Annotated in this window: 23 protein-coding genes and 1 pseudogene; 13 read left to right on the top strand and 11 right to left on the bottom strand. The window is 73.0% G+C overall.

Annotated elements, in window-relative coordinates; genetic code table 11:
- Positions 1–10: 10 nt before the first annotated feature.
- From ACFYNX_RS25475 to ACFYNX_RS25455, 5 genes are all read left to right on the top strand, one after another.
- A complete protein-coding gene (locus ACFYNX_RS25475) occupies positions 11–631 on the top strand; it encodes an L-threonylcarbamoyladenylate synthase (RefSeq protein ID WP_125664354.1) in 621 nt (206 codons plus the stop codon).
- A 136-nt stretch (positions 632–767) separates the two neighbouring features.
- A complete protein-coding gene (locus ACFYNX_RS25470; RefSeq protein WP_388664390.1) occupies positions 768–2,243 on the top strand; it encodes an AlkA N-terminal domain-containing protein in 1,476 nt (491 codons plus the stop codon).
- A gap of 12 nt (positions 2,244–2,255) precedes the next feature.
- A complete protein-coding gene (locus ACFYNX_RS25465) occupies positions 2,256–2,756 on the top strand; it encodes a methylated-DNA--[protein]-cysteine S-methyltransferase (protein ID WP_365540408.1) in 501 nt (166 codons plus the stop codon).
- 88 nt (positions 2,757–2,844) lie between these two features.
- Complete coding sequence (locus tag ACFYNX_RS25460) at positions 2,845–3,000, top strand: DUF2191 domain-containing protein (protein WP_388664546.1); 156 nt, start codon at positions 2,845–2,847, stop codon at positions 2,998–3,000.
- Positions 3,001–3,181: 181 nt separating this feature from the next.
- Entirely contained in the window at positions 3,182–4,330 is a 1,149-nt protein-coding gene (locus ACFYNX_RS25455; protein ID WP_388664387.1) for a glycerate kinase, read from the top strand.
- A gap of 69 nt (positions 4,331–4,399) precedes the next feature.
- Here ACFYNX_RS25455 and ACFYNX_RS25450 read toward each other — a convergent pair whose 3' ends face one another.
- Positions 4,400–5,599: a helix-turn-helix domain-containing protein gene (locus ACFYNX_RS25450; protein ID WP_365540405.1), complete on the bottom strand. Its 1,200-nt coding sequence runs from the start codon at positions 5,597–5,599 to the stop codon at positions 4,400–4,402.
- A gap of 198 nt (positions 5,600–5,797) precedes the next feature.
- Here ACFYNX_RS25450 and ACFYNX_RS25445 point away from each other — a divergent pair, with 198 nt between their 5' ends.
- The 7 genes and pseudogenes from ACFYNX_RS25445 (at position 5,798) to ACFYNX_RS25415 (ending at position 11,815) form a co-directional block, all read left to right on the top strand.
- Positions 5,798–6,616 (top strand): ABC transporter ATP-binding protein, encoded by an 819-nt coding sequence (locus ACFYNX_RS25445; protein WP_388664385.1) that lies wholly within the window; start codon positions 5,798–5,800, stop codon positions 6,614–6,616.
- Complete coding sequence (locus tag ACFYNX_RS25440; protein ID WP_388664383.1) at positions 6,613–7,476, top strand: ABC transporter ATP-binding protein; 864 nt, start codon at positions 6,613–6,615, stop codon at positions 7,474–7,476. Before ACFYNX_RS25445 ends, ACFYNX_RS25440 begins: the two co-directional genes overlap by 4 nt.
- Positions 7,473–8,363 carry a branched-chain amino acid ABC transporter permease gene (locus tag ACFYNX_RS25435; protein ID WP_388664381.1) on the top strand — a complete coding sequence of 297 codons (891 nt, stop codon included), beginning with the start codon at positions 7,473–7,475 and terminating at the stop codon, positions 8,361–8,363. The genes ACFYNX_RS25440 and ACFYNX_RS25435 overlap by 4 nt, the downstream gene beginning before the upstream one ends.
- Positions 8,356–9,477, top strand: coding sequence for a branched-chain amino acid ABC transporter permease (locus ACFYNX_RS25430; RefSeq protein WP_388664379.1), 1,122 nt, complete (start codon positions 8,356–8,358; stop codon positions 9,475–9,477). Before ACFYNX_RS25435 ends, ACFYNX_RS25430 begins: the two co-directional genes overlap by 8 nt.
- Positions 9,474–10,739, top strand: coding sequence for an ABC transporter substrate-binding protein (locus ACFYNX_RS25425; RefSeq protein ID WP_388664377.1), 1,266 nt, complete (start codon positions 9,474–9,476; stop codon positions 10,737–10,739). The genes ACFYNX_RS25430 and ACFYNX_RS25425 overlap by 4 nt, the downstream gene beginning before the upstream one ends.
- 56 nt (positions 10,740–10,795) lie before the next feature.
- Positions 10,796–11,221, top strand: a pseudogene (locus ACFYNX_RS25420) (GNAT family N-acetyltransferase); the annotation flags it as partial.
- Between the two features lie 102 nt (positions 11,222–11,323).
- Positions 11,324–11,815 carry a GNAT family N-acetyltransferase gene (locus ACFYNX_RS25415; protein ID WP_388664544.1) on the top strand — a complete coding sequence of 164 codons (492 nt, stop codon included), beginning with the start codon at positions 11,324–11,326 and terminating at the stop codon, positions 11,813–11,815.
- A gap of 64 nt (positions 11,816–11,879) precedes the next feature.
- On the opposite strand, the gene pssA is transcribed toward ACFYNX_RS25415, so the two are convergent.
- The 9 genes from pssA to ACFYNX_RS25370 all read right to left on the bottom strand — a co-directional run bounded on the left by pssA (position 11,880) and on the right by ACFYNX_RS25370 (position 22,831).
- Positions 11,880–12,731 (bottom strand): CDP-diacylglycerol--serine O-phosphatidyltransferase, encoded by an 852-nt coding sequence (gene pssA / locus ACFYNX_RS25410; RefSeq protein ID WP_388664375.1) that lies wholly within the window; start codon positions 12,729–12,731, stop codon positions 11,880–11,882.
- Positions 12,724–13,380 carry a phosphatidylserine decarboxylase gene (locus ACFYNX_RS25405; protein ID WP_356548859.1) on the bottom strand — a complete coding sequence of 219 codons (657 nt, stop codon included), beginning with the start codon at positions 13,378–13,380 and terminating at the stop codon, positions 12,724–12,726. Before ACFYNX_RS25405 ends, pssA begins: the two co-directional genes overlap by 8 nt.
- Positions 13,381–13,548: 168 nt before the next feature.
- Complete coding sequence (locus ACFYNX_RS25400; protein WP_383443385.1) at positions 13,549–14,754, bottom strand: acyl-CoA dehydrogenase family protein; 1,206 nt, start codon at positions 14,752–14,754, stop codon at positions 13,549–13,551.
- Positions 14,755–14,756: 2 nt separating this feature from the next.
- Complete coding sequence (locus ACFYNX_RS25395) at positions 14,757–15,281, bottom strand: MaoC family dehydratase (protein WP_388664372.1); 525 nt, start codon at positions 15,279–15,281, stop codon at positions 14,757–14,759.
- Positions 15,282–15,286: 5 nt separating this feature from the next.
- A complete protein-coding gene (locus ACFYNX_RS25390; protein ID WP_365540398.1) occupies positions 15,287–16,279 on the bottom strand; it encodes a CoA ester lyase in 993 nt (330 codons plus the stop codon).
- Positions 16,276–18,288 (bottom strand): protein meaA, encoded by a 2,013-nt coding sequence (locus ACFYNX_RS25385; RefSeq protein WP_388664370.1) that lies wholly within the window; start codon positions 18,286–18,288, stop codon positions 16,276–16,278. Before ACFYNX_RS25385 ends, ACFYNX_RS25390 begins: the two co-directional genes overlap by 4 nt.
- A gap of 14 nt (positions 18,289–18,302) precedes the next feature.
- Positions 18,303–19,664 (bottom strand): crotonyl-CoA carboxylase/reductase, encoded by a 1,362-nt coding sequence (ccrA, locus tag ACFYNX_RS25380; protein WP_386365565.1) that lies wholly within the window; start codon positions 19,662–19,664, stop codon positions 18,303–18,305.
- A 427-nt stretch (positions 19,665–20,091) separates the two neighbouring features.
- A complete protein-coding gene (locus tag ACFYNX_RS25375) occupies positions 20,092–20,934 on the bottom strand; it encodes a TetR family transcriptional regulator (protein ID WP_365540396.1) in 843 nt (280 codons plus the stop codon).
- 115 nt (positions 20,935–21,049) lie between these two features.
- Complete coding sequence (locus ACFYNX_RS25370; protein WP_365540395.1) at positions 21,050–22,831, bottom strand: 3-hydroxybutyryl-CoA dehydrogenase; 1,782 nt, start codon at positions 22,829–22,831, stop codon at positions 21,050–21,052.
- 329 nt (positions 22,832–23,160) lie between these two features.
- Here ACFYNX_RS25370 and ACFYNX_RS25365 point away from each other — a divergent pair, with 329 nt between their 5' ends.
- Entirely contained in the window at positions 23,161–23,799 is a 639-nt protein-coding gene (locus ACFYNX_RS25365) for a HEAT repeat domain-containing protein (protein WP_388664366.1), read from the top strand.
- Between the two features lie 29 nt (positions 23,800–23,828).
- Here the strand turns inward: ACFYNX_RS25365 and ACFYNX_RS25360 are convergent, their stop codons facing one another.
- Positions 23,829–25,457 carry an alpha/beta hydrolase gene (locus ACFYNX_RS25360; RefSeq protein ID WP_388664364.1) on the bottom strand — a complete coding sequence of 543 codons (1,629 nt, stop codon included), beginning with the start codon at positions 25,455–25,457 and terminating at the stop codon, positions 23,829–23,831.
- Positions 25,458–25,488: the final 31 nt, after the last annotated feature.

Here is a 25,488-nt window from a genome sequence, read left to right as displayed (position 1 = left end):
ACTGGCCCCCATGGCCAAGTACTTCGACGTGCACCCCGACAACCCGCAGCCGCGCACCATCTCCGCGGTCGCCGACAGCATCCGGAACGGGGCGCTCGTCGCGTACCCGACCGACTCCTGCTACGCGCTCGGCACCCGCATGGGCAGCCGCGACGGCATCGGCCGCATCAAGGCGATCCGCGACCTCGACGACCGGCACCACTTCACCCTCATGTGCAGGGACTTCGCCCAGCTCGGGCAGCTCGTGCACATCGACAACGACGTCTTCCGCGCCGTCAAGGCGGCCACCCCCGGCCCGTACACCTTCATCCTGCCCGGCACCAAGGAGGTGCCGCGCCAGCTCCTCCACCCCAAGAAGAAGACGGTCGGCGTCCGCATCCCCGACCACGTCGCCACCCAGGCCCTCCTCGCCGAACTCGGCGAGCCGCTGCTCTCCAGCACCCTGCTCCTGCCCGACGAGGACGAGCCGCTGACCCAGGGCTGGGAGATCAAGGAGCGGCTCGACCACCAGGTCGACGCGGTCCTCGACTCCGGCGACTGCGGCACCGAACCCACCACCGTCGTCGACTTCTCCAGCGGCGAACCCGAGATCGTCCGCCGGGGAGCGGGGGACACCACCCGCTTCGAGTAGCGGGCCCCGTGCCCCCGGGCCCCGTGCCCAGGCCCCCGGGGCCCGGCCGGCGGATCGGCACCGGACGGACCCCGGCCCGGACGGCCATGTCGTTTTTCCGCCAGCCCCGGCGCCGTCCGCCCCCGATCATGGAGGCATGCACACCGACACCGAGCGCTGCGTGCGGGCGGTCCGGTCGAAGGACGCCCGCTTCGACGGCGTGTTCTTCACCGCCGTCCGCACCACCCGGATCTACTGCCGGCCGAGCTGTCCGGTCGCCCCGCCCAAGCCCGAGAACATGGAGTTCCACCCCAGCGCCGCCTCCTGCCAGCGCGCCGGCTTCCGGGCCTGCAAGCGGTGCCGGCCCGACACCAGCCCCGGCTCCCCCCAGTGGAACGTCCGGGCCGACGCCGTCGCCCGCGCGATGCGGCTCATCCAGGACGGCGTCGTCGACCGCGAGGGCGTCCCCGGGCTCGCCCGGCGGCTCGGCTGGTCCACCCGCCAGATCGAGCGCCAGCTCCTCGCCGAACTCGGCGCCGGACCCCTCGCCCTGGCCCGCGCCCAGCGCGCCCAGACCGCCCGGATCCTCGTCGAGACGACCCCGATGCCCCTGGGCGAGGTCGCCTTCGCCGCCGGGTTCTCCTCCATCCGCACCTTCAACGAGACCGTCCGCGAGGTCTTCGCCCTCACCCCCGGCGAGCTGCGCGCCCGCGCCGCCCGCCCGGCCGCCCGGCGGGCCCCCGCCTCCGGCGCGATCACCCTCCGGCTGCCGTTCCGCGCCCCCCTCGAACCCTCCAACCTCTTCGGCCACCTCGCCGCCACCGCCGTCCCCGGCGTCGAGGAGTGGCGGGACGGCGCCTACCGCCGGACCCTGAACCTCCCGTACGGGCACGGCGTCGTCGCCCTCGCCCCGCGCGCCGACCACATCGCCTGCCGGCTCTCCCTCACCGACCCGCGCGACCTCACCCACGCGATCAGCCGCTGCCGCCGGCTCCTCGACCTCGACGCCGACCCCGTCGCCGTCGACGAGCGGCTGCGTGCCGACCCGCTGCTCGCCCCGCTCGTCGACGCGGCCCCCGGCCGCCGGGTGCCCGGCTCCGTCGACCCCGCCGAGTTCGCCGTACGGGCCGTCCTCGGCCAGCAGGTCTCCACCGCCGCCGCCCGCACCCACGCCGCCCGGCTCGTCGCCACCCACGGCACCCCGGTCGACGACCCCGAGGGCGGCCTCACCCACCTCTTCCCGGAGCCCGGGGCGCTCGCCGCCCTCGACCCCGAGACCCTGGCCCTGCCCCGCAGCCGCCGCGCCACCCTGCTCACCCTGGTCCGGGCCCTCGCCGACGGCTCGCTGCCCCTCGGCCCCGCCGACGACCGCGAGGAGGCCCGCGCCCGGCTGCTCGCCCTGCCCGGCTTCGGCCCCTGGACCACGGAGATCATCGCCATGCGGGCCCTCGGCGACCCCGACGCCTTCCTCCCCGGCGACCTCGGCGTCCGCCGCGCCGCCGAAGGCCTCGGCCTGCCCGCCACCCCGGCCGCGCTGACCGCCCGCGCCGCGCACTGGCGCCCCTGGCGCGCCTACGCCGTCCAGTACCTCTGGGCCACCGACACCCACCCGATCAACCACCTGCCCTCCTGAGGAGGCCGCCCCGTGTCCACCGTCCGGCACACCGTCGTCGACAGCCCGTACGAGCCGCTGACCCTCGTCGCCGTCGACGGCGTCCTCAGCCGCGTCCACATGACCGGCCAGCGCCACCGCCCGCCCGAGGAGACCTTCGGAGAACCCGACCCGCGCCCCTTCGGGGAGGCGATCCGCCAGCTCGACGCCTACTTCGCGGGCGAACTCACCGCGTTCGACCTGCCCCTGCACCTGGTCGGCACCCCGTTCCAGCTCCGCGTCTGGGAACGCCTGAGCCTCATCCCGTACGGGGAGACCCGGACGTACGGCGAACTCGCCGAGGAGCTGGGGAGCCCCGGCGCCTCCCGCGCCGTCGGCCTCGCCAACGGCAAGAACCCCGTCAGCATCGTCGTCCCCTGCCACCGCGTGATCGGCACCGGCGGCGGCCTCACCGGCTACGGCGGCGGCCTCGACCGCAAGCAGCGGCTCCTGGCCTTCGAGTCGGGGGCGAAGGAGCCCGACGCCCTGTTCTGAACCCGGTGTCCTCCCGCCGCCCGGGTGTGAGGTTCCCGGCACGGCCAAGGTGAACATCGCGCTCGACGCCGAACTCGTCGTGGAAGTCATGGTCCTCGGGGGGATCAACAACCCGCAGGACGCCGTCGAGGCGGTCGTCCGCGACTGCATCGCCCGCGGCCACCGCACCGAGGCCCGCACCGCCGGCCGCGACGAGCCGGTGCGCACCGGCGAGATCGTCCCGCCGGAGCCGCAGCAGGGCTGAGACCGCCGGCCCCCGCCGCGCGCCGCAGTGGGGGCGGCGGTCGCCGCCCCGCTCGGTCCCGTACACGGGCGACCCCGCTATGGTGCGGAATGTCCGCACATCAGGGGGGTGGCACGCCGTCCGGCGGTCCGGATAGGGTCGGCGGCGGCGCGACTGCACGTTCGAAAGCAAGGGATGCAAGGTGACGGACGGAGCAGCAACGGTCGCTCGCGTGCTCGTGGCGGCCGACAAGTTCAAGGGTTCGCTCACGGCCGTGGAGGTCGCCGAGCGGGTCACGACGGGTCTGCGACGGATCGTCCCGGACCTGGAGGTGGAGACGCTCCCCGTCGCGGACGGCGGCGACGGCACCGTCGCGGCGGCCGTCGCGGCCGGGTTCGAGCGCCACGAGGCGACGGTGACGGGACCGGTCGGCGAGCCGGTCACCGCGGCGTTCGCGCTGCGCGGCACCACCGCGGTCGTCGAGATGGCGGAGGCCTCCGGCCTCCAGCTCCTCCCGGCCGGCGAGTTCGCCCCGCTCACCGCGACCACGTACGGCTCCGGCGAACTGCTCCGCGCCGCCCTGGACGCCGGTGCCACCACCGTCGTCTTCGGCGTCGGCGGCAGCGCCACCACCGACGGCGGCGCCGGCATGCTCGCCGCGCTCGGCGCCCGCTTCCTCGACGCGTCCGGCGAACCCGTCGCCCCCGGCGGCGCCGCCCTGGCGGACCTGGCCACGGCCGACCTCACCGGCCTCGACCCCCGCTTCGCCGAGGTCGACCTGATCCTCGCGAGCGACGTCGACAACCCGCTCACCGGCCCCAAGGGCGCCCCCGCCGTCTACGGCCCGCAGAAGGGCGCCACCCCCGACGACGTGCGGACCCTCGACGCGGCCCTCGCCCACTACGCCACCGTCCTGGAGAAGGCGATCGGCCCCAAGGCGGCCGAGGCCGCCCTCGCGCCCGGCGCGGGCGGTGCCGGCGGCATCGGCTACGGCGCCCTCATCCTGGGCGCGAGCTTCCGCCCCGGCATCGAGCTGATGCTGGAGGTCCTCGGCTTCGCCCCCGCCCTGGAGCGCGCCACCCTCGTCATCACCGGCGAGGGCTCCCTCGACGAGCAGACCCTCCACGGCAAGGCCCCGGCGGGCGTCGCCGCCGCGGCCCGCGCGGCCGGCAAGGAGGTCGTCGCGGTCTGCGGCCGCCTCGCCCTCCCCGCCGAAGCCCTCGGCAGGGCCGGCATCCGCCGCGCCTATCCCCTCGCCGCCCTGGAGCCGGACCCCGCGAAGTCCATGGCGAACGCGGGCCCGCTCCTGGAGGAGGCCGCGGCGGACATCGCCCGGGACTTCCTCCAGTAGCCCCCGAGGGGTGCGGGGACGGGGCCCGGCCGGCCCGGTCCGCCGGCCGGGAGGAGGTGCGGGGCCCGGTCACCCCGGCCCCGTCAGCCGGAACGCGTCGAGCGCCAGCGTCATCTCCGTGAGGTCCCGCGGGCGCGAGAGCGACCGCGACGTGAGCTGTTCGAGCCGCCGCAGCCGGTTGAAGACCGTGTTGCGGTGGCAGTACAGGCGCCCGGCCGCCCGTCCCGCCGACCCCTCGCACTCCAGCCACGCGTCCAGCGTCTCCAGGAGCACCGCCCGGTCCGCCGGATCCAGCTCCAGGAGACCGCCCAGGACGTCCGAGACCAGCAGGCTCGCCATCTCCGGCTGGCCCACCACCAGCGCCCCCGTCATCCGCCGGTCGAGCCGCACGATCCGCCGGCTGCCCGGCGGACACGTGCGCAGCGCCAGCTCCGCGAGCCGGCGCGCCCGGCCCAGCTCGGTCAGACCCACCACCACCGGACTGATCCCGCCCGGCCCCGGACACCGCCCGTCGAGCAGCTCCGACAGCGCGTCCAGACCGGTGTCACCGGCGAGCGCGGCCACCCCCAGCTCGCAGTCCGCGCCCATCCGCCACAGGAACCGCACCCCCTCGCCCTGCACCTGCCGGTGGAACGCCTCCCGCTCCTCCCGCCGGTCGTAGCGCAGCACCACCACCGCGTACCGCCCCTGCTCCGGCAGGTCCAGGCCCGCCGCCGCCCGCGCCACCAGCTCGGGGGAGCGCTGCCCCTGGAGCAGCGCGTCCAGGAGGGCCTGCAACTGCTCGTCCGTACGGCTGCGCAGCTCCAGCTCCGTCTCCCGGTACGCCTCCGACGCCGTGTCCGCCTGCGCGTCCACCGCCGACCACACCGTCGTCGCCGACTGCATCAGCGCCGCGAGGCGGACCGCGTCCGACCCCGCGCCCTCGATCAGCGCGTCCCACACCAGGTGCCCGGCGTGCCGGTAGGCGTGCACGACCAGTTCGAGCGGCATGCCCTGCGCGGCCCGCCGCCGGCCCATCCCGTCGGCGTGCTCCAGGTCCCGCCGGGGCGAGTTCCGGGGCGCCGAGATCATCTCGATCCCGATCCGCATCGCCTCGTGGGCCTCCTGCCAGTGCTGGTCGTACGGCAGGATCCGCCCGTAGGCGGGCTCGTACGCGTGGAGTTCCCTCAGATGCTCGTCCACCAGCTCCGGCACCCGCTCCAGAAGCTCCGTGCACGCCCGCGCGAGCACCTTCCAGTCGTCACCGGTCCGCCGTCTGCGCCGTCCCATGCCGGGAGGATCCCCCGCCCCCACCCCCTTCGCACACCCCCTGACGCGCACCGTTGTGCCCGTGCACAGCCCTCCGCCGCACCCGCTGGTCACCGGCAGCGATTCGGCCGCCGGGCGTGGACGCGCGGTCCGGTGCGGTGCTGGGGTGAGCGCCACCGAACGGCCGGGCCGACGTGGGAGGCCCGGGAAAGGGGAGCCATGGGAGGTACCGCACCCGCCCTGGAGGTCACGGACCTGACGGCGGGATACGGACCGGTGCGCGCGCTGCGGGGGGTGTCGCTGACCGTGCCCGCGGGCGCCGTCGTCACCGTCCTCGGCGGCAACGGAGCCGGCAAGTCCACCCTGCTGCGGGCGGTCTCGCGCACCCTGCGGTTCCACGGCGGCGCCGTGGTCTCCGGCACGGTGCGCCGCGACGGCCGGCCGCTCGACGGACTGCCGCCCGACCGGGTCGTCGCCGCCGGCGTCTCCCAGGTGCCCGAGGGCCGCCAGGTCTTCGCCCGGATGACGGTCGAGGACAACCTGCGGGCCGGGGCGCTCGGGCGGCGCGGCGGCCGGGCCTCCCGGGCCGCCGCCCTCCGCCGGGTCCACGAGCTCTTCCCCGTCCTCGCCGAGCGCGCCCGCCGGCCGGCCGGGCTGCTCTCGGGCGGCGAACAGCAGATGCTCGCCGTCGGCCGCGCCCTGATGGCCGCGCCGGGCCTGCTCCTCCTGGACGAACCCTCCCTCGGGCTCGCCCCGCTGATGGCGGCCCGGATCGCGGACGCCGTCCGCGAGATCAACACCCAGGGGACGGCGGTGCTCCTCGTCGAGCAGAACGCGGCGCTCGCGCTGCGGCTCGCCTCCCGCGCGTACGTCCTGGAGGTCGGCGAGGTCACGCTCTCCGGGCCCGCCGCCGAACTCGCCGCCTCCGACGAGGTGCGCCGCCGCTACCTGGGCGTGGTCGACGAGGACGCCGCCGCCGACGCGGCCCGCGCCGCCACCGCCCACCCGGTCCTGACCCGCTGGGAGGAGACCCGATGAGACCGCAGCCACCGCAGCCCCCACCGGCGGAACCCGCACCGGCCCCCGGCACCGCGCCCGCGCCCGGCACCGCCCCCGGCGCTTCCGACGTCCCCGCCCTCCACGTCCGCGACCTGACCGTCCGGTTCGCCGGGCTCACCGCCCTCGACGCCGTCGGCTTCACCGTCCGGCCCGGCACCGTCCACGCCCTCATCGGCCCCAACGGCGCCGGCAAGTCCACCTGCTTCAACGTCCTCTCCGGCGTCCACCGCGCCACCTCCGGCTCCGTCCGCCTCGGGGAACGCGAGCTGACCGGCCTGCCCCCGCACCGGATCGCGGACCTCGGCGTCGGCCGGATCTTCCAGAACCTGGCCCTGCCGCCCCGCGCCACCGTCGAGGACAGCCTGATGCTCGGCCGCCACCGGCTCACCCGCACCGGCTTCCTCGCTGCCGGGCTCCGGCTCCCCTCCGCCGCCCGCGAGGAGGCCCGGCACCGGGCCAGGGTGCGGGAGATCGCCGCCTTCGTCGGCCTGGAGCGGGAGCTCTCCAGACCCGCGGGCTCCCTCCCGTACGGGCAGCAGAAGCTCGCCGAACTGGCCCGCGCCCTCTGCATGGAACCCCGGCTCCTGCTCCTCGACGAGCCCGTCGCCGGGATGACCGCCGACGAGCGGCGCCGCACCGCCTCCGTCATCGCCGGGGTCCGCGACGGCCTCGGCATCTCGGTCCTCCTCGTCGAGCACGACATGGGCCTGGTGATGCGGCTCGCCGACTCCGTCACCGTCCTCGACTTCGGCCGCCGGATCGCCGACGGAGCGCCCGCCGACGTGCAGAACGACCCGGCGGTCGTCCGCGCCTACCTCGGAGAGGAGTCCGCCGCGTGAGCACCCTCGCCGAGTTCCTGATCAACGGCGTCTCCCTGGGTTCGGTCTACGCCCTCGTCGCCCTCGGCTTCGTCGTCGTCTTCCGCGCCACCGAGGTCGTCAACTTCGCCCACGCCTCCCTCCTCCTGGCCGGCGGCTACGTCACCGCCGTCCTCCACGACGAGATCGGCTTCTGGCCCGCCCTGCTCGCCGGGATCGCGGGCGCGGCGGTGGTCGGCGCGGCCGTCGAGTTCCTCGTCGTGCGCCGCCACCGGGGCGCCGACCACAGCGTCCTCGCGATCGTCACCATCGGCGTCGACATCCTGCTCGCCACCGAGCTGACCCGCCGGATCGGCACCGACATCCTCGCCCTCGGCGACCCCTGGGGCGACGCCGTCGTCACCGCCGGACCGGTCACGATCGCCCAGACCCGGATCGCCGCCCTCCTCGCGGCGGCCCTCCTCATCACCGCCTTCCTGCTCGCCTTCCGGCACACCTCCTGGGGCGTCGCCATGCGGGCCGCCGCCGAGAACCAGGAGACCGCCGCCCTCATGGGCATCCGGCTCGGCCGGGTCTCGCTCGGCGCCTGGGCGGTCGCGGGCGGCCTCGCCGCGGTCGCCGCGCTCTTCCTCACCGTCTTCCCGACCCCCGGCCTGGAACGGGCCACCTCGCTCGCCGCCCTCAAGGCCTTCCCGGCCGCGATCCTCGGCGGCCTCGACTCCACCACGGGCGCCCTCGTGGGCGGCCTCCTCGTCGGCGTCACCGAGTCCCTCGCCACCGGCTACCAGGGCGACCTGGCGTTCCTCGGCCGGGGCATCGGCGACCTCGCCCCGTACCTCGTCATGGTCGCCGTGCTCCTGATCCGCCCGTCCGGCCTCTTCGGCACGAAGGAACCGGCCCGTGTCTGAGACCCCCGCCCGCCCCGGCCTCCGGCTCCGCCCCGCGGCGTACGGAGGGGCCGCCGCCGGCCTCGTCCTGCTCGCCCTGCCCTTCTACCTGGACCGCTTCTGGCTCCAGGCCGGCCTGTTCGCCATGGCCGCCGCCCTCGGCGCCCTCGGGATCAACCTGCTGACCGGCGCCACCGGACAGCTCTCCATGGGCCACGCCTTCTTCCTCGCCGTCGGCGCCTACGGCTACTGCGCCCTCGCCGGGGACGGCGCCGACGGCCTCGCCGGACTCGGTCTGCCCGGCTGGCTCGCCGCCGTCCTCGCGGTCGCCCTCGCGGGCCTGGCGGGCGGGGTGTTCAGCCCCATCGCGGGACGGCTGCACGGCGCGTACCTCGGCATCGCCACCCTCGCGCTGATCTTCATCGGCCAGCACGTCCTCTTCAACGCCCACGACCTCACCGGCGGCTACAACGGCCGGGCCGTCCCGCCGCTCTCCCTCCTCGGCCTCACCTTCGACGACACCGAGCTGCTCGTCGCCCAGGTCCCCTTCGGGGCCGTCGAGAAGCTCTGGTACCTCGGGCTCGCGCTGCTCCTGGGCGGGGCGCTCTTCGCCCGGGGCGTCCTCCGGGGCCGCCCCGGGCGCGCCATGAACGCCATCCGCGACCACCGGATCGCCGCCGGCGTCCTGGGCGTCCCCGTGGCCCGCCACCGGGCCACCGTCTTCGTCCTGTCCTCCGTGTACGCGGGCCTGGCCGGCGTCCTGCTCGCCCTGGTCTTCCAGCGGACCGTCCCGGAGTACTTCGGCATGGCGCTCTCCCTGGAGTACCTGGCCATGATCGTCATCGGCGGCCTCGGCTCGGTCGCGGGGGCGGTCGCCGGAGGCGTCTTCGTCTCCCTCCTGCCCCAGCTCCTCACCCGCTACGGCGACGCCCTGCCCCTGGTCTCCGCCCCCGGAACGGGAGGGATCGCACCGGGGGAGGCCGCCCGCTACCTGTACGGCGCCGCCGTCGTCGCGGTGGTGCTGTTCCTGCCCGGCGGCCTGGCCCGCCTCGCCGCCCGGACGCCCGGGGCCGCCGCGGCACCCGGGACACCCACGACCCCCACGTCCACCGAACCCCCAGGGGAGACACGATGAACCACAGACGACAGGCCGTGCGGGGCCTGGCCGCCGCGCTCGCCGCACTGGTCGCCCTCACCGCCGCCGGATGCAGCTCCAAGGCCAGGACCGGCGACGGAAAGCAGACCGGCGCGGGCGGGGTGAAGACCGGCAAGGGCGTCACCGACGAGACGATCGCGCTCGGCGCGCTCACCGACATGACCGGCGTGTACGCCACCCTCGGCAAGAGCGTCACCCAGGCCCAGCAGCTCTACGTGAAGCAGGTCAACGCCGCCGGAGGGATCTGCGGCCGGCGACTGGAGCTCACGGTCCGCGACCACGGCTACGACCCGCAGAAGGCGCTCGCCGCCTACACCGAGCTGGAGCCCGGGGTCGTCGGCTACGTCCAGTTCATCGGCTCCCCGTTCGTCGCCGCCGTCAAGCAGCGCGTCGACGCCCGGGACAAGGGCCTCGTCCTCCCGCAGGCCTGGTCGGCCTCGCTGCTCGGCTCCCCGTACATCCGCGTCCTGGGCTCCACGTACGACGTCGAGACGATCAACGCCGTCGACTTCCTCCTGAAGGAGAAGGGGCTCAGGGCCGGCGACCGGCTCGGCCACGTCTACTTCGAGGGCGACTACGGCGAGAACGCCCTCAAGGGCTCGAAGTACGCGGCGCAGAAAGCCGGCCTGACCGTCGTCGAGCAGAAGATCAAGCCCACCGACAACGACATGTCCGCGCAGGTCGCCGCGCTCAAGCAGGCCGGGGTCAAGGCCGTCGTCGTCAGCGCGGGCCCCCGCCAGGCCGCCTCCCTCGTCGGCGTCGCCGCCGCCACCGGCCTGAAGGTCCCGGTCGTCGGCAACAACTCGGCCTTCGCCCCGCAGCTCCTCGGCACCCAGGCCGGACCCGCCCTGGAGAAGATGTACTGGTTCGCCTCCCCGAGCCTCCCCGTCGGCGCGGACACCCCGGTCGCGAGGAAGCTGGTGGCGGACTACCGGGCCGCCTACCCGGGCGATGCCCTCGACAACGGCGTCGTCGCCGGCTGGACCGCCGCGAGCGTCTTCGGCGAGGCCCTGAAGAAGGCCTGCGCCGCCGAGGACCTCACCCGCGAGGGCGTCGGGAAGGCGCTGCTCACCCTGACCGCCCACGACGCCGGCTTCGGCATGACCCACGACCTCGGCGACCCGAAGGCCCCGTCGTCCCGCGAGTCCGTCATCGTCCAGCCCGACAAGTCCGTCCCCGGCGGCATGCGCACGGTCCGGCAGCCCTTCGTCTCGGACGCGGCGAAGGGTTACGCCCCCTAGAAGCCCTTGAGGAGATCGTCACCTCCCGGAAACACGCCGGTGTGAAGCTCGGGCCCATGAAGCCGTACACCGCTCCCCTCATCGAGGAGAACCGTTCCCACCCGCACCTCGCCGACCTGCTGGGCGCCTACCACCTGGCCAACCAGGAGGAGAAGGGGACGCCCGTGGCGACGGTCGCCGAGCTCCCGGCCGCCTACCGCGGGGAGGCCGAGGACCCGGCCGCCGCGTTCGCCGCCGACACGGTCCTGCTCGCCATCCCGCCCGGCGGGGACGGACCGGCCGGCTGCGTCGTCCTGAAGGCCCCCCGCGCGGGGCGCGCGCCCGAGGTCAAGCGGCTCTGGGTCGTGCCCGCGGCCCGCCGCAAGGGCCTCGCGCGGGCCCTCGTGGCCGAGGCCCTGCGCCGGGCCGCCGCCCTCGGGGCGCCCTCGGTGCGCCTCACGGTCTGGGACTGGCGGCGGGAGCCGCTGGCCCTCTACCGGAGCCTCGGCTTCGAGACGGTCCCCTCCTGGGACCCCCGCCCCGGCCTCCTCTGCCTGGAGAAGCCCCTCGCGGCCGACCGCGTCGAGCTCCTCGCTCCCGGCGCCGTGCGCGCCCACGCCGCCGACGGCCTCGCCGCCCTCCTCGTGGACGCCGTGGACGGCGGGGCCTCCGTCGGCTTCACGGCGCCCCTGGACGCCGCCGAGGCGGCCTCCTGGTGGCTCGGGGCCGCCGAGGAGGCCGAGGAGGGCGTACGCGAGGTCTGGGCGGCCCTGGACGGCGCGGGACGCCCGACCGGGGTCGTCACCCTCGTCCGCGCCTCCGCGGCCAACGGCCGGCACCGGGGCGAGATCGCCCGGCTCCTGGTCCACCGCTCCGCCCGGGGCCGGGGCCTCGGGCGGCGGCTGCTCGCCGCGGCCGAGGCGCACGCCGCCGCCATCGGTCTGACCCTGCTCGTCCTGGACACCCAGGCCGGCAGCCCGGCCGAGCGCCTCTACCGGGGCGCGGGCTGGACGGCCGCCGGGACGATCCCGGACTTCGCCGCCGACCCGGCCGGGGTCCTCCGCGCGACCACGCTGTACTACAAGAAGCTCGGCTAGGGCACGCGAAAGGGCCCCGGAAGGCTGCTCGCCTTCCGGGGCCCTGTCGTACGCGTACCGTCCGCTACGGGAGCTGGGCCGCCCGCGCCTCCCGGCTCTCGCGCCGGTTGCCGCGGAAGGTGTTCACCCGCCGGGCCGTCGCGAAGAGGGGGATCACGGCGCCCATCACGACCTGGAGCGCGCAGCCGGTCTGGAGCAGGAACTGACCGCCCGGGGCGTCGAACGCCCAGGCCGCCAGCATGCCCATCGCGCCGACGATCCAGGAGAGCATCGCCACCGCGAGCACACCGCGCGGCTTCGGGTACTCGACCCGGCTCACCATCAGCCAGGCCACTCCGATGATCGCGAGGAGGGTCGGGATGAACGGCAGCTCCAGGAGGACGATCGAGACCACCGTCAGCGCGCCGAAGGGGCTCGGCATGCCCTGGAACATGCCGTCCTTCATGGTCACGCAGGAGAATCTCGCCAGGCGCAGCACCACCGCGAGCAGTACCACGATCGCGGCCACCGCCGAGACCTTCTGCTGCGCGTCGTCCGCGACCATCCCGTACACGAGCACGAAGTAGGCCGGGGCCAGGCCGAAGCTGATCAGGTCCGACAGGTTGTCGAGCTCGGCGCCCATCGGGGACGAGCGGAGCTTGCGCGCCACGATCCCGTCGAAGAGGTCGAAGATCGCCGCGCACAGCATCAGGATCACGGCGGTGGCGGCGCTGTTGCGCGCCATGCCGGTCTCGGTGCTGCCCGTCAGGTGCGGGATGAGGATGCCGGTGGTGGTGAAGTACACCGCCATGAATCCGCACGTGGCGTTACCGAGCGTGAGGGCGTCCGCTATGGACAGCCTCAGCGACAGCGGCATCTCCTCGGCCTCTTCGGCCGCGTCGGCCCAGTCGGCCGCCCGTGTGTCGGGATCAATCACGGTCAATGCGAGTCACCCCCGCCGTGGTGACCTGCCCGACCTCGACCGCGACCTCGACGCCCTCGGGGAGGTAGATGTCGACGCGCGAGCCGAAGCGGATCAGGCCGATGCGGTCGCCCTGCTCCACCTTCGTCCCCTGGGGGACGTACGGCACGATGCGACGGGCGACGGCGCCCGCGATCTGGATCATCTCGATGTCGCCGAGCTCGGTGTCGAAGTGCCAGACGACGCGCTCGTTGTTCTCGCTCTCCTTGTTGAACGCCGGCACGAACCCACCGGGGACGTGCTCCACGGACGTCACCGTGCCGGCCAGCGGCGCGCGGTTGACGTGGACGTTCAGGGGGCTCATGAAGATGGCGACCCGGGTCCGCCCGTCCTTCCACGGCATGATGCTCTGCACCACGCCGTCGGCGGGGGAGACGACCCGGCCCTGAGCGATCTCGCGCTCGGGGTCGCGGAAGAACCACAGCATGCCGGCCGCGAGAGCGGTGGTCGGCACGGCGATGGCCGCGGCGCGCCGCGAGCTGCGGGCGCGCACGAGGCTGAGCGCCGCGGTGGCGACGGTCGGCAGGAGCCACGGCGATGCTCCGCGCGCGAGGCGAACGCCCTTGAGGCTGTCGCGGTGTGCAGAGGTTTGGCTGTGGGGCATGGATGACCTTCGTAGCGGATGATGCCGCGCAGGCAACAGGGACGGCGGCTTTCCGGCGATGCTATCGGTTGCGGGGCGCAACTGGGCAAGCCAGGAACCGAGTCGGAGGCCGGAAGACGAACACAGGGTGTGATCTTCTTCGCGGCCCAACCGGCTCAAAAGCGACAATCATCCCTGGAATCGGTACTCCTCGAGCAGCCGACGACCAATGATCATTTTCTGGATCTCGGCGGTACCTTCGCCGATGAGCAGCATCGGCGCCTCGCGGTAGAGGCGCTCGATCTCGTACTCCTTCGAGAACCCGTATCCACCGTGGATACGGAAGGCGTCCTCGACGACCTCCTTGCAGTACTCGGAGGCGAGGTACTTCGCCATCCCCGCTTCGAGGTCGTTTCGTTCTCCGGAGTCCTTTTTGCGTGCTGCGTTGACCATCATCGCATGAGCGGCCTCGACCTTGGTAGCCATTTCGGCCAGTTTGAACTGGATGGCCTGGTGCTGGGCGATGGCCTTGCCGAAGGTGTGGCGCTGCTGGGCGTACGAGACGCCCAGTTCGAACGCACGCTGAGCGACGCCGCAACCACGGGCCGCCACGTTCACGCGCCCGACCTCGACACCGTCCATCATTTGGTAAAACCCCCGGCCGGTTTCCCCGCCCAGGACACGATTGGCCGGAATGCGCAGTCCGTCCATGATGAGCTCGGTCGTGTCGACGCCCTTGTAGCCCATCTTGTCGATCTTCCCGGGGATGGTGAGGCCGGGGCGGACCTCTCCGAAGCCCGGCTCCTTCTCCACGAGGAAGGTCGTCATCGACTTGTGGGGCGCGGTGCCCTCGGGGTGTCCTTCGTCACTTCGGACCAGAACGGCCACGAGCGAGGACGTCCCGCCGTTCGTCAGCCACATCTTCTGGCCGTTGAGGACGTACTCGTCGCCGTCCCTCACCGCCTTCGACGTGATGGCCGACACGTCCGAGCCGAGGGCCGGCTCCGACATCGAGAAAGCGCCGCGCGTCTCGCCGGCCGCCATCCGCGGGAGGAAGTGATCCTTCTGCTCCTGCGTGCCGTGCTGCTTGAGCATGTACGCCACGATGAAGTGCGTGTTGATGATGCCGGAGACCGACATCCAGCCGCGGGCGATCTCCTCCACGCACAGCGCGTAGGTGAGCAGCGACTCGCCCAGGCCCCCGTACTCCTCGGGGATCATCAGGCCGAAGACGCCGAGCTCCTTGAGCCCGTCCACGATCTGCTGGGGGTACTCGTCGCGGTGCTCCAGGTCCGTCGCGACCGGGATGATCTCCTTGTCGACGAAGTCCCGGACGGTGGCGAGGATCTCCTGCTGGACATCGGTCAGACCGTGGGTCTGGGCGAGTCGCGCCATGACTACTTCTCCGACTTCTTGGAGGGCTCGACGAGCGTGGGGCGGCCGGGCTGCTCCCCGCCGCGCTCCTTGATGTACGTCTCGGTGGGGACCATCACCTTGCGGCGGAAGACGCACACCAGGGTGCCGTCCTGCTTGTAGCCCTTGGTCTCCACGTACACGATCCCGCGGTCGTTCTTCGACTTCGACGGGGTCTTGTCGAGGACCGTGGTCTCGCCGTAGACCGTGTCGCCGTGGAAGGTCGGCGCCACGTGCCGCAACGACTCGATCTCCAGGTTGGCGATGGCCTTGCCGGAGACGTCCGGCACGGACATGCCGAGCAGCAGCGAGTAGATGTAGTTGCCGACGACGACGTTCTTGCCGAAGTCCGTCGTGTTCTCGGCGTAGTTCACGTCCATGTGCAGCGGGTGGTGGTTCATCGTGAGCAGACAGAAGAGGTGGTCGTCGTACTCCGTGACCGTCTTCCCGGGCCAGTGCTTGTAGACGGCACCGACCTCGAACTCCTCGTACGTGCGGCCGAACTGCATGGGACTCAGGCCTCCGCCTTCTTCTCCGTCGAGGGGTGTTCGAACTTGCTGGTGCGCTGCATGCCGGCGGCGCGGCCCTTGCCGGAGATGACCAGGGCCATCTTGCGGGAGGCCTCGTCGATCATCTCGTCGCCGAGCATCGCGGAGCCCTTCTTCCCGCCGGCCTCGGACGTGTAGTAGTCGTACGCGTCGAGGATCAGCTCGGCGTGGTCGTAGTCCTCCTGCGAGGGCGAGAAGATCTCGTTCGCGGCGGCGACCTGGTCCGGGTGCAGCACCCACTTGCCGTCGAAGCCGAGGGCGGCGGCGCGCTGCGCGACGGCCCGGTAGCCCTCCTGGTTGCGGATCTGGAGGTAGGGACCGTCGATCGCCTGGAGGTTGTTGGCGCGGGCGGCCATCAGGATGCTCATCAGGATGTGGTGGTAGGCGTCGGCCGGGTAGCCGGGCGGCTGCTCGCCCACGACCAGCGACTTCATGTTGATGGAGGCCATGAAGTCGGCCGGGCCGAAGATGATCGTCTCGACGCGCTGGGAGGCCTGCGCGATGGCGTTGACGTGGGTCAGGCCCTGCGCGTTCTCGATCTGCGCCTCGATGCCGATCTTGCCGACCTCGAAGCCCATCGTCTTCTCGATCTGGGTGAGCAGCAGGTCGAGCGCGACGATCTGCTGCGCGTCCTGGACCTTCGGCAGCATGATGCAGTCGAGGTTCTGGCCGGCGCCCTCGACGACCGTGACGACGTCCCGGTACGTCCAGTGGGTCGTCCAGTCGTTCACGCGGACCACGCGCGTCTTGCCGGTCCAGTCGCCCTCGTTCAGGAACTTCACGATGGTGTGCCGGGCCTCGGGCTTGGCCAGCGGGGCGCAGGCGTCCTCCAGGTCCAGGAAGACCTGGTCGGCGGCGAGGCCCTGGGCCTTCTCCAGGAACCGCGGGTTGGACCCGGGGACCGCCAGGCAGGAGCGGCGGGGGCGCAGCCGGTTCACGGGGGACGCGGGGCTGGTCATGCGGGGACCTCCAGGGGATCGAGCTTGTTCGCTTTCCGGATCTCGTCGACGATACGGCCGATGATCTCCGTGATGCCGAAGTCCTTCGGTGTGAAGACGGCGGCCACGCCCGCGCGCTTCAGTTCTGCGGCGTCGGCGTTCGGGATGATCCCGCCGACGATGACCGGGATGTCGGCCGCGCCCGCCTCGCGGAGGCGGTCGAGGACGTCCGGGACCAGCTCGGCGTGCGAGCCGGAGAGGATCGACAGGCCCACGCAGTGCACGTCCTCGGCCAGGGCCGCGTTGACGATCTGCTCGGGGGTCAGCCGGATCCCCTGGTAGACCACCTCGAAACCGGCGTCACGCGCGCGTACGGCGATCTGCTCGGCCCCGTTGGAGTGCCCGTCCAGGCCGGGCTTGCCGACGAGCAGCCGCAGCCGCCCGGCGTTCAGCTCCTCGGCGGTCCGCGCCACCTTCTCGCGCACGAGGGCCAGCGGCGTGCCCGCCTCGGCCGTCACCGCGACCGGGGCGGAGGAGACGCCCGTCGGGGCGCGGAACTCGCCGAAGACGTCCCGCAGCGCCCAGGACCACTCCCCGGTGGTGACGCCCGCACGCGCGCACTCCAGGGTGGCGGCGAAGAGGTTGCCGTCGCCGGCCGCCACCGCCTTCAGCGCCGCCAGGGACTCCTGGGCGCGGGTCTCGTCGCGGTTGTCGCGCCACTCGTGGAGGGCGGCGACCACCCGCGCCTCGTTCGCCGGGTCCACCGTCATGATCGCGGTGTCCAGGTCGGCGGTGAGAGGGTTCTCCTCGGTCGACTGGAAGATGTTGACGCCGACGATCTTCTCCTCGCCGGCCTCGATCCGGGCGCGCCGCTCGGCGTGCGAGGAGACGAGCTGCGACTTGAGGTAGCCGGACTCGACGGCGGCCATCGCGCCGCCCATCTCCTGGATCCGGTCGATCTCGGCCAGGCACTCCTCGACGAGGGCGTCCACCTTGGCCTCGACGACGTGCGAGCCGGCGAAGATGTCCTCGTACTCCAGCAGGTCGGACTCGTGGGCGAGCACCTGCTGGATGCGCAGCGACCACTGCTGGTCCCAGGGCCGGGGCAGGCCGAGGGCCTCGTTCCAGGCGGGGAGCTGGACGGCCCGCGCGCGGGCGTCCTTGGAGAGGGTGACGGCCAGCATCTCCAGGACGATCCGCTGGACGTTGTTCTCCGGCTGGGCCTCGGTCAGACCGAGCGAGTTGACCTGCACGCCGTAGCGGAACCGGCGCTGCTTGGCGTTCTCGATGCCGTACCGCTCCCGGGTGACCTTGTCCCAGATGCGCCCGAAGGCGCGCATCTTGCACATCTCCTCGACGAAGCGGACGCCCGCGTTCACGAAGAACGAGATGCGGGCGACCACCTCGCCGAAGCGGTCCTCCGGGACCTGGCCGGAGTCCCGGACCGCGTCGAGCACCGCGACGGCGGTGGACATCGCGTACGAGATCTCCTGGACCGGGGTGGCCCCGGCCTCCTGCAGGTGGTAGCTGCAGATGTTGATCGGGTTCCACTTCGGGATGTTGTTCACCGTGTAGGTGATCATGTCCGTCGTGAGGCGGAGGGAGGGGCCGGGCGGGAAGACGTGCGTCCCGCGCGACAGGTACTCCTTCACGATGTCGTTCTGGGTGGTGCCCTGGAGCCTGGTGACGTCCGCGCCCTGCTCCTCCGCGACCACCTGGTAGAGCGCCAGGAGCCACATCGCCGTGGCGTTGATCGTCATCGAGGTGTTCATCTGCTCCAGGGGGATGTCCTGGAACAGCCGGCGCATGTCACCGAGGTGCGAGACGGGGACGCCGACCCGGCCGACCTCGCCGCGGGCGAGGATGTGGTCGGGGTCGTACCCGGTCTGCGTCGGCAGGTCGAAGGCGACCGAGAGGCCGGTCTGACCCTTGGCGAGGTTGCGCCGGTACAGCTCGTTGGACGCCTCGGCGGTCGAGTGACCGGCGTACGTCCGCATGAGCCACGGACGGTCCTTCTGGCGCTCAGTCATCTATGGTCCCGGGCTCAGATGTTGCGGAAGCGGTTGATGGCGTCGATGTGCTGGGCCCGCAGCTCCGGGTCGCGCACGCCCAGGCCCTCCTCGGGCGAGAGCGCGAGGACGCCGACCTTGCCCTGGTGGAGGTTGCGGTGGACGTCGTAGGCGGCCTGGCCGGTCTCCTCCAGGGAGTAGACCTTCGACAGGGTCGGGTGGATCTTGCCCTTGGCGATCAGGCGGTTGGCCTCCCAGGCCTCGCGGTAGTTCGCGAAGTGCGAGCCGATGATCCGCTTGAGCGACATCCACAGGTAGCGGTTGTCGTACTGGTGCATGTAGCCGGAGGTGGAGGCGCAGGTGGTGATGGTGCCGCCCTTGCGGGTGACGTACACGGAGGCGCCGAAGGTCTCGCGGCCCGGGTGCTCGAAGACGATGTCGATGTCCTCGCCGCCGGTCAGCTCGCGGATGCGCTTGCCGAAGCGCTTCCACTCCTTGGGGTCCTGGGTGTTCTCGTCCTTCCAGAACTTGTAGCCCTCGGCGTTGCGGTCGATGACCGCCTCGGCGCCCATGGACCGGCAGATGTCGGCCTTCTCGGGGGAGGAGACGACACAGATCGGGTTGGCGCCGCCGGCCAGGGCGAACTGCGTGGCGTACGAGCCGAGGCCGCCGCTGGCGCCCCAGATGAGGACGTTGTCGCCCTGCTTCATGCCGGCGCCGTTGCGGGAGACGAGCTGGCGGTAGGCGGTGGAGTTGACCAGGCCCGGGGCCGCCGCCTCCTCCCAGCTCAGGTGGCCGGGCTTCGGCATGAGCTGGTTGGACTTGACGAGGGCGATCTCCGCCAGGCCGCCGAAGTTGGTCTCGAAGCCCCAGATGCGCTGCTCGGGGTCGAGCATCGTGTCGTTGTGGCCGTCCGAGGACTCCAGCTCGACCGAGAGGCAGTGCGCGACGACCTCGTCGCCCGGCTTCCAGGAGTTGACGCCCGGGCCGGTGCGCAGGACGACGCCCGCGAGGTCGGAGCCGATGACGTGGTACGGCAGGTCGTGGCGCTTGGTGAGCTCGGAGAGCCGGCCGTAGCGCTCCAGGAAGCCGAAGGTCGAGACCGGCTCGAAGATCGAGGTCCAGACCGAGTTGTAGTTGACCGAGGAGGCCATGACGGCGACGAGCGCCTCGCCCGGGCCGAGCTCGGGCAGCGGGACGTCGTCCAGGTGGAGCGACTTGCGCGGGTCCTTGTCGCGGCTGGCGAGTCCGGTGAACATCTCCGCCTCGTCCTTGTGGACGGTGACGGCGCGGTACGACTCGGGGAGCTTGATGTTCGCGAAGTCGGCGGACGTGACCGCGGCGGAGCCGCTCGATGTCACAGTCTGGGACTGGATCGCGTCCAGGATTTCCTTCACGGGTTGCCTCCGGCGGTGAGCGTCCGAGGGGAGGACGCCTGAGGGTTACGGCGGTGGGTGCTGCTGTGGAGGTGTGCCGTCGGTTCGGCTGGGTCGTGCGGTGGCGCGGCGCCGGTCGGGCGCGGGGTTGCCTGTGACGCAGGCGTCCGGGCACACGAGCCGTCGGCTTGTGGGGACAGCCGGCGCACGAGGTTGGTCTCTGCGCGCCGGCCGCCCGGACAACATCAACGTATGGCACGCCGTGTCACCTGACAAGGCACTGGGTGCCAACAATTTCACTCAGATGCAATCTGGTGGTCACACATGAGCGATGATCGATCGAATCGACCCCTCGAACCGCTCCGACCTGGGCAAACGCCGTGTGGGCCGCCCCCGGATCCCGGGAACGGCCCACACGGCGAAAAGGCTTCGGAGGGGGAGGAGGGGCTCAGGCGGTGCCGAGCGCCTTCTGGATGGTCCGCATGACCTCGTCGAGGGGCGCGTCCGTGCGCGCCACGGCGACCACCACGTCACCGGCGGTGGAGGCCCGGACGGCCGGGGCGGCCGGGGCGGTCTCCTCCGGAGCGGCGGAGGAGGCGGCGGACGGGGCCGGCCGGCCGGCGCCTATGCCCGATCCGAAGGTCTCCCGGACGATCGCGAAGGCGTGGTCGAGCTGGGTCTCCACGTCGCCCCGGCCGCCCGCCCGCAGCCAGCGGCGCAGCACGTGGTTGTGGGCGGTGACCACCGCGGAGGCGGCCACCTCGGCGAGCAGCGGGTCGTCGTTGCCGTCGTGGTGGTCGCGCTCGTCGAAGTGCCCGAGGAGGTAGCGGGTGAAGAGGCGCTCGTAGCGGGCCACCGAGGCGATCTCCCGCTCCCGCAGGGTCGGCACCTCGCGGGTGAGCCGGTAGCGCTCCACGGAGACCGCGGGGGACCCCGCGTACATCTTCATGACCTCCTTGATGCCCCGGCACACCGTGTCGAGCGGGTGCTCGTGCGGCGGCGCGGCGTTGAGGACCGCCTCCGCCCGCACCAGGGTGTCGTCGTGGTCGGGGAAGATCGCCTCCTCCTTGGACCGGAAGTGCCGGAAGAAGGTCCGCCGCGCGACCCCGGCCGTGGCCGCGATCTCGTCCACCGTGGTGGCCTCGTACCCCTTGGTCGCGAAGAGTTCCATCGCGGCGGTGGCGAGCTCCCGGCGCATCTTGAGCCGCTGAGCGGCGGCACGGGTGCCCGCCGCGCTCTCCGGAGCGTCGGACGGGGACGTGGCACGGGGTGACTTCGCGGCCTTGGGCATGGTCCGAACGTACTGCATCGGAGGGGAAGTGTGCCCAGGTGGGGGCGGGGAGCCCCCCGGGGCACCGGAGGTGCCCGAGGGGCTCAGGAGCCCGCCCCAGTTGGGAGTGCGGGGCTCAGCGCCGGGCATATTCGCGGAAGCCGCGCCCCGTCTTGCGGCCCAGGCAGCCGGCCGCCACCAGGTGCTCCAGGAGCGGGGCCGGGGCGAGGCCGGGGTCGCGGAACTCGCGGTGCAGGACCTGCTCGATCGCGAGCGAGACGTCCAGGCCGACCACGTCGAGCAGTTCGAACGGGCCCATCGGGTAGCCGCCGCCCAGCTTCATGGCGGCGTCGATGTCGTCCAGGGTCGCGTAGTGCTCCTGGACCATCTTGATCGCGTTGTTCAGGTACGGGAAGAGCAGCGCGTTCACGATGAAGCCGGCCCGGTCGCCGCAGTCCACCGGGTGCTTGCGGATCTTCGCCGTGACCTCGCGGACGGTGGCGTGGACGTCGTCGCCGGTCAGGACCGTGCGGACGATCTCCACCAGCTTCATCGCGGGCGCCGGGTTGAAGAAGTGCATCCCGATGACGTCCTGCGGGCGCGTGGTGGCCCGGGCGCAGGCCACGACCGGCAGCGAGGAGGTCGTGGTGGCGAGCACCGCGCCCGGCTTGCAGATCTTGTCGAGCCGCGCGAACAGGTCCTGCTTGACCTCCAGGTCCTCCGCGACCGCCTCGACCGCCAGGTCGACCTCGGCGAAGGCGTCGAGCGTACCGGCCGGGGTGATCAGGGCGAGCACGGTGTCGCGGGCCTCGGCCGTCATCCGGCCCTTGGAGACCGAGCGGTCCAGGGACGTGGCGATCCGGGCCTTGGCGGTGTCCGCCTTCTCCTGGGAGCGGGCGGCGAGCACGACCTCGTACCCGGCCTTGGCGAAGACCTCCGCGATGCCCGAGGCCATGGTGCCCGAGCCGGCGACGCCGACCGAGCGGACCTCGCGCCCGCCGCCGCCCTCCGCCGCGGTCAGCGGGGTCAGCGCGTCGCGCACCACCTCGTCGGAGCCCGGCGCCGCGTACGTGTAGAAGCCGCGGCCCGCCTTGCGGCCGGTCAGGCCCGCCTCGCTGAGCTGCTTGAGGATCGGGGCCGGGGCGTGCAGCCGGTCGTGCGAGGAGGCGTACATGGCCTCCAGGACCGTACGGGCCGTGTCCACGCCGATCAGGTCGAGCAGCGCGAGCGGGCCCATCGGCAGGCCGCAGCCCAGCTTCATCGCCGCGTCGATGTCCTCGCGGGAGGCGTACTTGGCCTCGTACATGGCGGCGGCCTGGTTCAGGTAGCCGAACAGCAGCCCGTCCGCGATGAAACCGGCCCGGTCCCCGACCGCCACCGGCTCCTTGCCGAGGTCCTGGGCGAGCCGGGTGACGGCGTCGACGGCCCGCGGGTCGGTCAGCACCGAGGAGACCACCTCGACCAGCTTCATGGCCTGGACCGGGGTGAAGAAGTGCAGGCCGAGGACCCGCTCGGGGTGCGCCGAGTCGGCCGCGAGCCGGGTGACGGAGAGCGCGTTGGTGCCGGTGGCCAGGATCGCGTCGGGCCGGACGATGCCGTCCAGGGCCCGGAAGACCTCCTGCTTCGCCTCGTACGACTCCGGCACGACCTCGATCACGAGGTCGGCACCGGCGGCCGCCTGGAGGTCGGAGAAGGTGCGGAAGCGGGCCAGGACGTCCTGCCGCTCCTCCTCGGTGATCCGCTCGCGGGCCACGGCGCGGGCGGTGGAGGCCTCCAGGGCGGCGACGGCCCGGGCGGCGGCGGTGTCGCTGACGTCGATGCCGATGACCTCGCGGCCGGCCCGGGCGAGGACGTCGGCGATGCCCGCGCCCATGGTGCCGAGACCGACGACGGCGATGGTGGAGAGAGGGGTGTCCATCAGGGGACTCCAGAGAGGAAGAGTGACGACTGAGGGCAGTGCGTGCGGGTGGTGCCGCGGAATTGCGCGAGCGCGGGGCGAATCGCGGGAAACACACGGGAAGGAGCCCGCGGAAAGGGGCGGCGCCCGGTGGAGAAAGGGGCGACGGGCTCTGTCCCGGAGCCGCGTCGAAACTGCCGAACCGACGTACGCTCACCACGGCTGCGTCACCAGGCCGTTGTGAGAAGCGGGGGTTGACCCGCTCACCTGAGACTAACCGGCGGGTAACGAGCGCGCCAGTCCCGGGAAGTCGAGAAGATGTGATCTGGATCGCGGATACGCTCGGTTTCATGGAATACGCCGAGGATCCGGAATTCTGCTCGATGATCGATCGATTGCGCGACGAGATCGGGAATGGCACCGGAGAAGTCCCGGCGGCATTCGGCCGGCTCGCGGAAACCGGCGACCCCGCGGAACTGCCCGGCGACCCCGAGGAGCTGCACCGCCTCCTCACCGAGCCCGGCCGGCCGCTCTGGGCCCGCGAGGTCGCCGCCTACGCCCTCGGGGTCGCCGGCGACCCGCGCGCCTTCGAGGCCCTCGTGCTCCTCCTCAACCACCGCGACCCCGAGCGCTGCGTCACCGCCGCCCACGCCCTGGCCCGGCTCGGCGACCCCCGCACCGCCCGCGCGGCCGCCGCCCTCGCCACCAACGAACTCCGGGCCGCCTACGCCCTGCTGCCCGTCCGGCTCCTCGCCGAACTGCGCGCCCCCGAGTCCGTACCGGCCCTGATCACCGTCCTCGAACGGCGCCTCCCGGCCGACGACCCCCACTGGCGGGTCGGCCTCGCCTGCGTCGAGGGCCTCGGCACCCTCGGCGACCCCCGGGCGCGCCCCGCCCTGGAGGCCGCCCTGCCCCATCCGCGCCTCGGCGCGGCGGCCGCGCGCTCACTGGGCCTGCTCGGCCCGGAGCGCGCGGCCGACCGCGCCTGAGGGAAGGGGAGTTCGGTGCGTACGCCCGCTCAGCGCACGTGCCCGAGGAGGCCGTGCAGGGTGGTGCCGGCCGGTGCCTTCCGCCCGGTGCCCGCGCGCGTGCCGCTCTTCTCCGGGGGCTTCGAGCCGTTCGTGACGACGGGCTCGGGCTCCGGCTCCGGGAGCGCGGCGCAGACCGCGTCCACCTCGGCGCCGTCCTCGCCGCGCGGGACCCTGCCCGTGGCCAGGTAGGCGGCCAGGTGCTCGTCCAGGCAGTCGTTCCCGGCCAGCGTCACGCCGTGGTTGCCGCCGCCCTCCTCCACGACCAGGCTGGAGCGGCGCAGCAGCCGGTGCGCGGCCACCGCCCCCTCGTACGGCGTCGCCGCGTCGTCGGTCGCCTGGAGGACGAGGACCGGCGGCAACCGGTCGTTGCGGACGTCGGTCGGGGTCAGGGACTCCACCGGCCAGAACGCGCACGGCGCGTTGTACCAGGTGTTGTTCCAGGTGGAGAAGGGTGCCTTGGTGTGCGTCTTCCACGCGTCCTCGCGCCAGACGTTCCAGTCGCGGGACCAGCCCGCGTCCCGGCACTGCACGCTCGCGTAGACCGAGTAGCCGTTGTCGGCGGCCGCGTCGGCCTCCCCGTACCGCTCGTACGCCTCGACCAGCGGCCCGGAGTCCCCGTCGTTGACGTACGCGGAGAAGGCGCTCGCGAGCCTGGGCCAGTAGCCGTCGTAGTACCCGCCGGGCAGGAAGGTGTCCTCCAGCTCGCCCGGCCCGACCTTCCCGCCGGCCGGCTCCGCGCGCACCGCGTCGCGCATCCGGTACCAGGCGGCCTCGACCGCCGCCGGGTCGGTGCCGAGCCGGTACGTGGCGTCGTACCGGGCCACCCACGCCATGAAGTCCTTGTGGCGCGCGTCGAAGGCGGAGTTCTGGGCGACGTTGCTCTCGTACCAGACCCCGTGCGGATCGACGACGGAGTCGAGCGCCATGCGCCGCACCCGGTCGGGGAAGAGCCGGGCGTACACGGCGCCCAGGTAGGTGCCGTACGAGTAGCCGAGGTAATTGAGCTTCGGCGCGCCGACCGCGTCCCGGATCGCGTCCAGGTCCTTCGCCGCGCTCACGGTGTCGACGTACGGCAGCACGTCGGCGTACTTCTCGCCGCAGGCCCGCGCGAAGGCCCGCGCCCGCTCGATCCCCGTCCGCTCGGCCCGCGAACCGCGCGGCACCGAGTCGGGGCGGACCGGGTCGAAGTGGCCGGGCAGGCAGTCGAGCGCGGGCTCGCTCTTCCCGACCCCGCGCGGGTCGAAGCCGATCACGTCGTACTGGGCGGCCACCTCCTGGGGCAGCGACGCCGCCACGTACCCCGCCATGCCGCGCCCGCTGCCGCCGGGCCCGCCCGGGTTGACGAGCAGCGGACCCTGGAAGGTCTCCGCGGTGTGCGGGACCCGGGTCAGGGCGAGGGTGATCCGCCGCCCGTCCGGGTCGTCGTGGTCGAGCGGCACCTCCAGGGCGGCGCACTGGAGCCTCGGGTACGCCTGGGTGGCGCAGTCGGTCCAGGCGAGCCGGGGGAGCGGGCGGGGGGCCGGGTCGGCGGCGTCCGCGGGCGCGGCGGGCAGCGCGGTGACCGTCCCGGCCACCAGCGCTCCAGCGGCGATCAGCATTCCTGCGCGTGGGGTCATAGGGCCTTTGTGCCTCGCACGGGCGCCGGCG

It is taken from the genome of Streptomyces sp. NPDC007872 (assembly GCF_042868165.1).
Taxonomy (GTDB): domain Bacteria; phylum Actinomycetota; class Actinomycetes; order Streptomycetales; family Streptomycetaceae; genus Streptomyces.
Note: the sequence above shows the minus strand (reverse complement) of the source record. Positions and strands in the feature narration are given on the sequence as shown.

Bases quoted from the DNA above. Each gene is read 5' to 3' on its own strand.
- ACFYNX_RS25475 (WP_125664354.1), top strand. From the start codon at position 11: ATGGCCAAGTACTTCGACGTGCACCCCGACAACCCGCAGCCGCGCACC.
- ACFYNX_RS25470 (WP_388664390.1), top strand. From the start codon at position 768: ATGCACACCGACACCGAGCGCTGCGTGCGGGCGGTCCGGTCGAAGGAC.
- ACFYNX_RS25460 (WP_388664546.1), top strand. From the start codon at position 2,845: ATGGTCCTCGGGGGGATCAACAACCCGCAGGACGCCGTCGAGGCGGTC.
- ACFYNX_RS25450 (WP_365540405.1), bottom strand. From the start codon at position 5,599: ATGGGACGGCGCAGACGGCGGACCGGTGACGACTGGAAGGTGCTCGCG.
- ACFYNX_RS25445 (WP_388664385.1), top strand. From the start codon at position 5,798: ATGGGAGGTACCGCACCCGCCCTGGAGGTCACGGACCTGACGGCGGGA.
- ACFYNX_RS25440 (WP_388664383.1), top strand. From the start codon at position 6,613: ATGAGACCGCAGCCACCGCAGCCCCCACCGGCGGAACCCGCACCGGCC.
- ACFYNX_RS25425 (WP_388664377.1), top strand. From the start codon at position 9,474: ATGAACCACAGACGACAGGCCGTGCGGGGCCTGGCCGCCGCGCTCGCC.
- ACFYNX_RS25405 (WP_356548859.1), bottom strand. From the start codon at position 13,380: ATGCCCCACAGCCAAACCTCTGCACACCGCGACAGCCTCAAGGGCGTT.
- ACFYNX_RS25400 (WP_383443385.1), bottom strand. From the start codon at position 14,754: ATGGCGCGACTCGCCCAGACCCACGGTCTGACCGATGTCCAGCAGGAG.
- ACFYNX_RS25395 (WP_388664372.1), bottom strand. From the start codon at position 15,281: ATGCAGTTCGGCCGCACGTACGAGGAGTTCGAGGTCGGTGCCGTCTAC.
- ACFYNX_RS25390 (WP_365540398.1), bottom strand. From the start codon at position 16,279: ATGACCAGCCCCGCGTCCCCCGTGAACCGGCTGCGCCCCCGCCGCTCC.
- ACFYNX_RS25385 (WP_388664370.1), bottom strand. From the start codon at position 18,288: ATGACTGAGCGCCAGAAGGACCGTCCGTGGCTCATGCGGACGTACGCC.
- ACFYNX_RS25375 (WP_365540396.1), bottom strand. From the start codon at position 20,934: ATGCCCAAGGCCGCGAAGTCACCCCGTGCCACGTCCCCGTCCGACGCT.
- ACFYNX_RS25370 (WP_365540395.1), bottom strand. From the start codon at position 22,831: ATGGACACCCCTCTCTCCACCATCGCCGTCGTCGGTCTCGGCACCATG.
- ACFYNX_RS25365 (WP_388664366.1), top strand. From the start codon at position 23,161: ATGGAATACGCCGAGGATCCGGAATTCTGCTCGATGATCGATCGATTG.
- ACFYNX_RS25360 (WP_388664364.1), bottom strand. From the start codon at position 25,457: ATGACCCCACGCGCAGGAATGCTGATCGCCGCTGGAGCGCTGGTGGCC.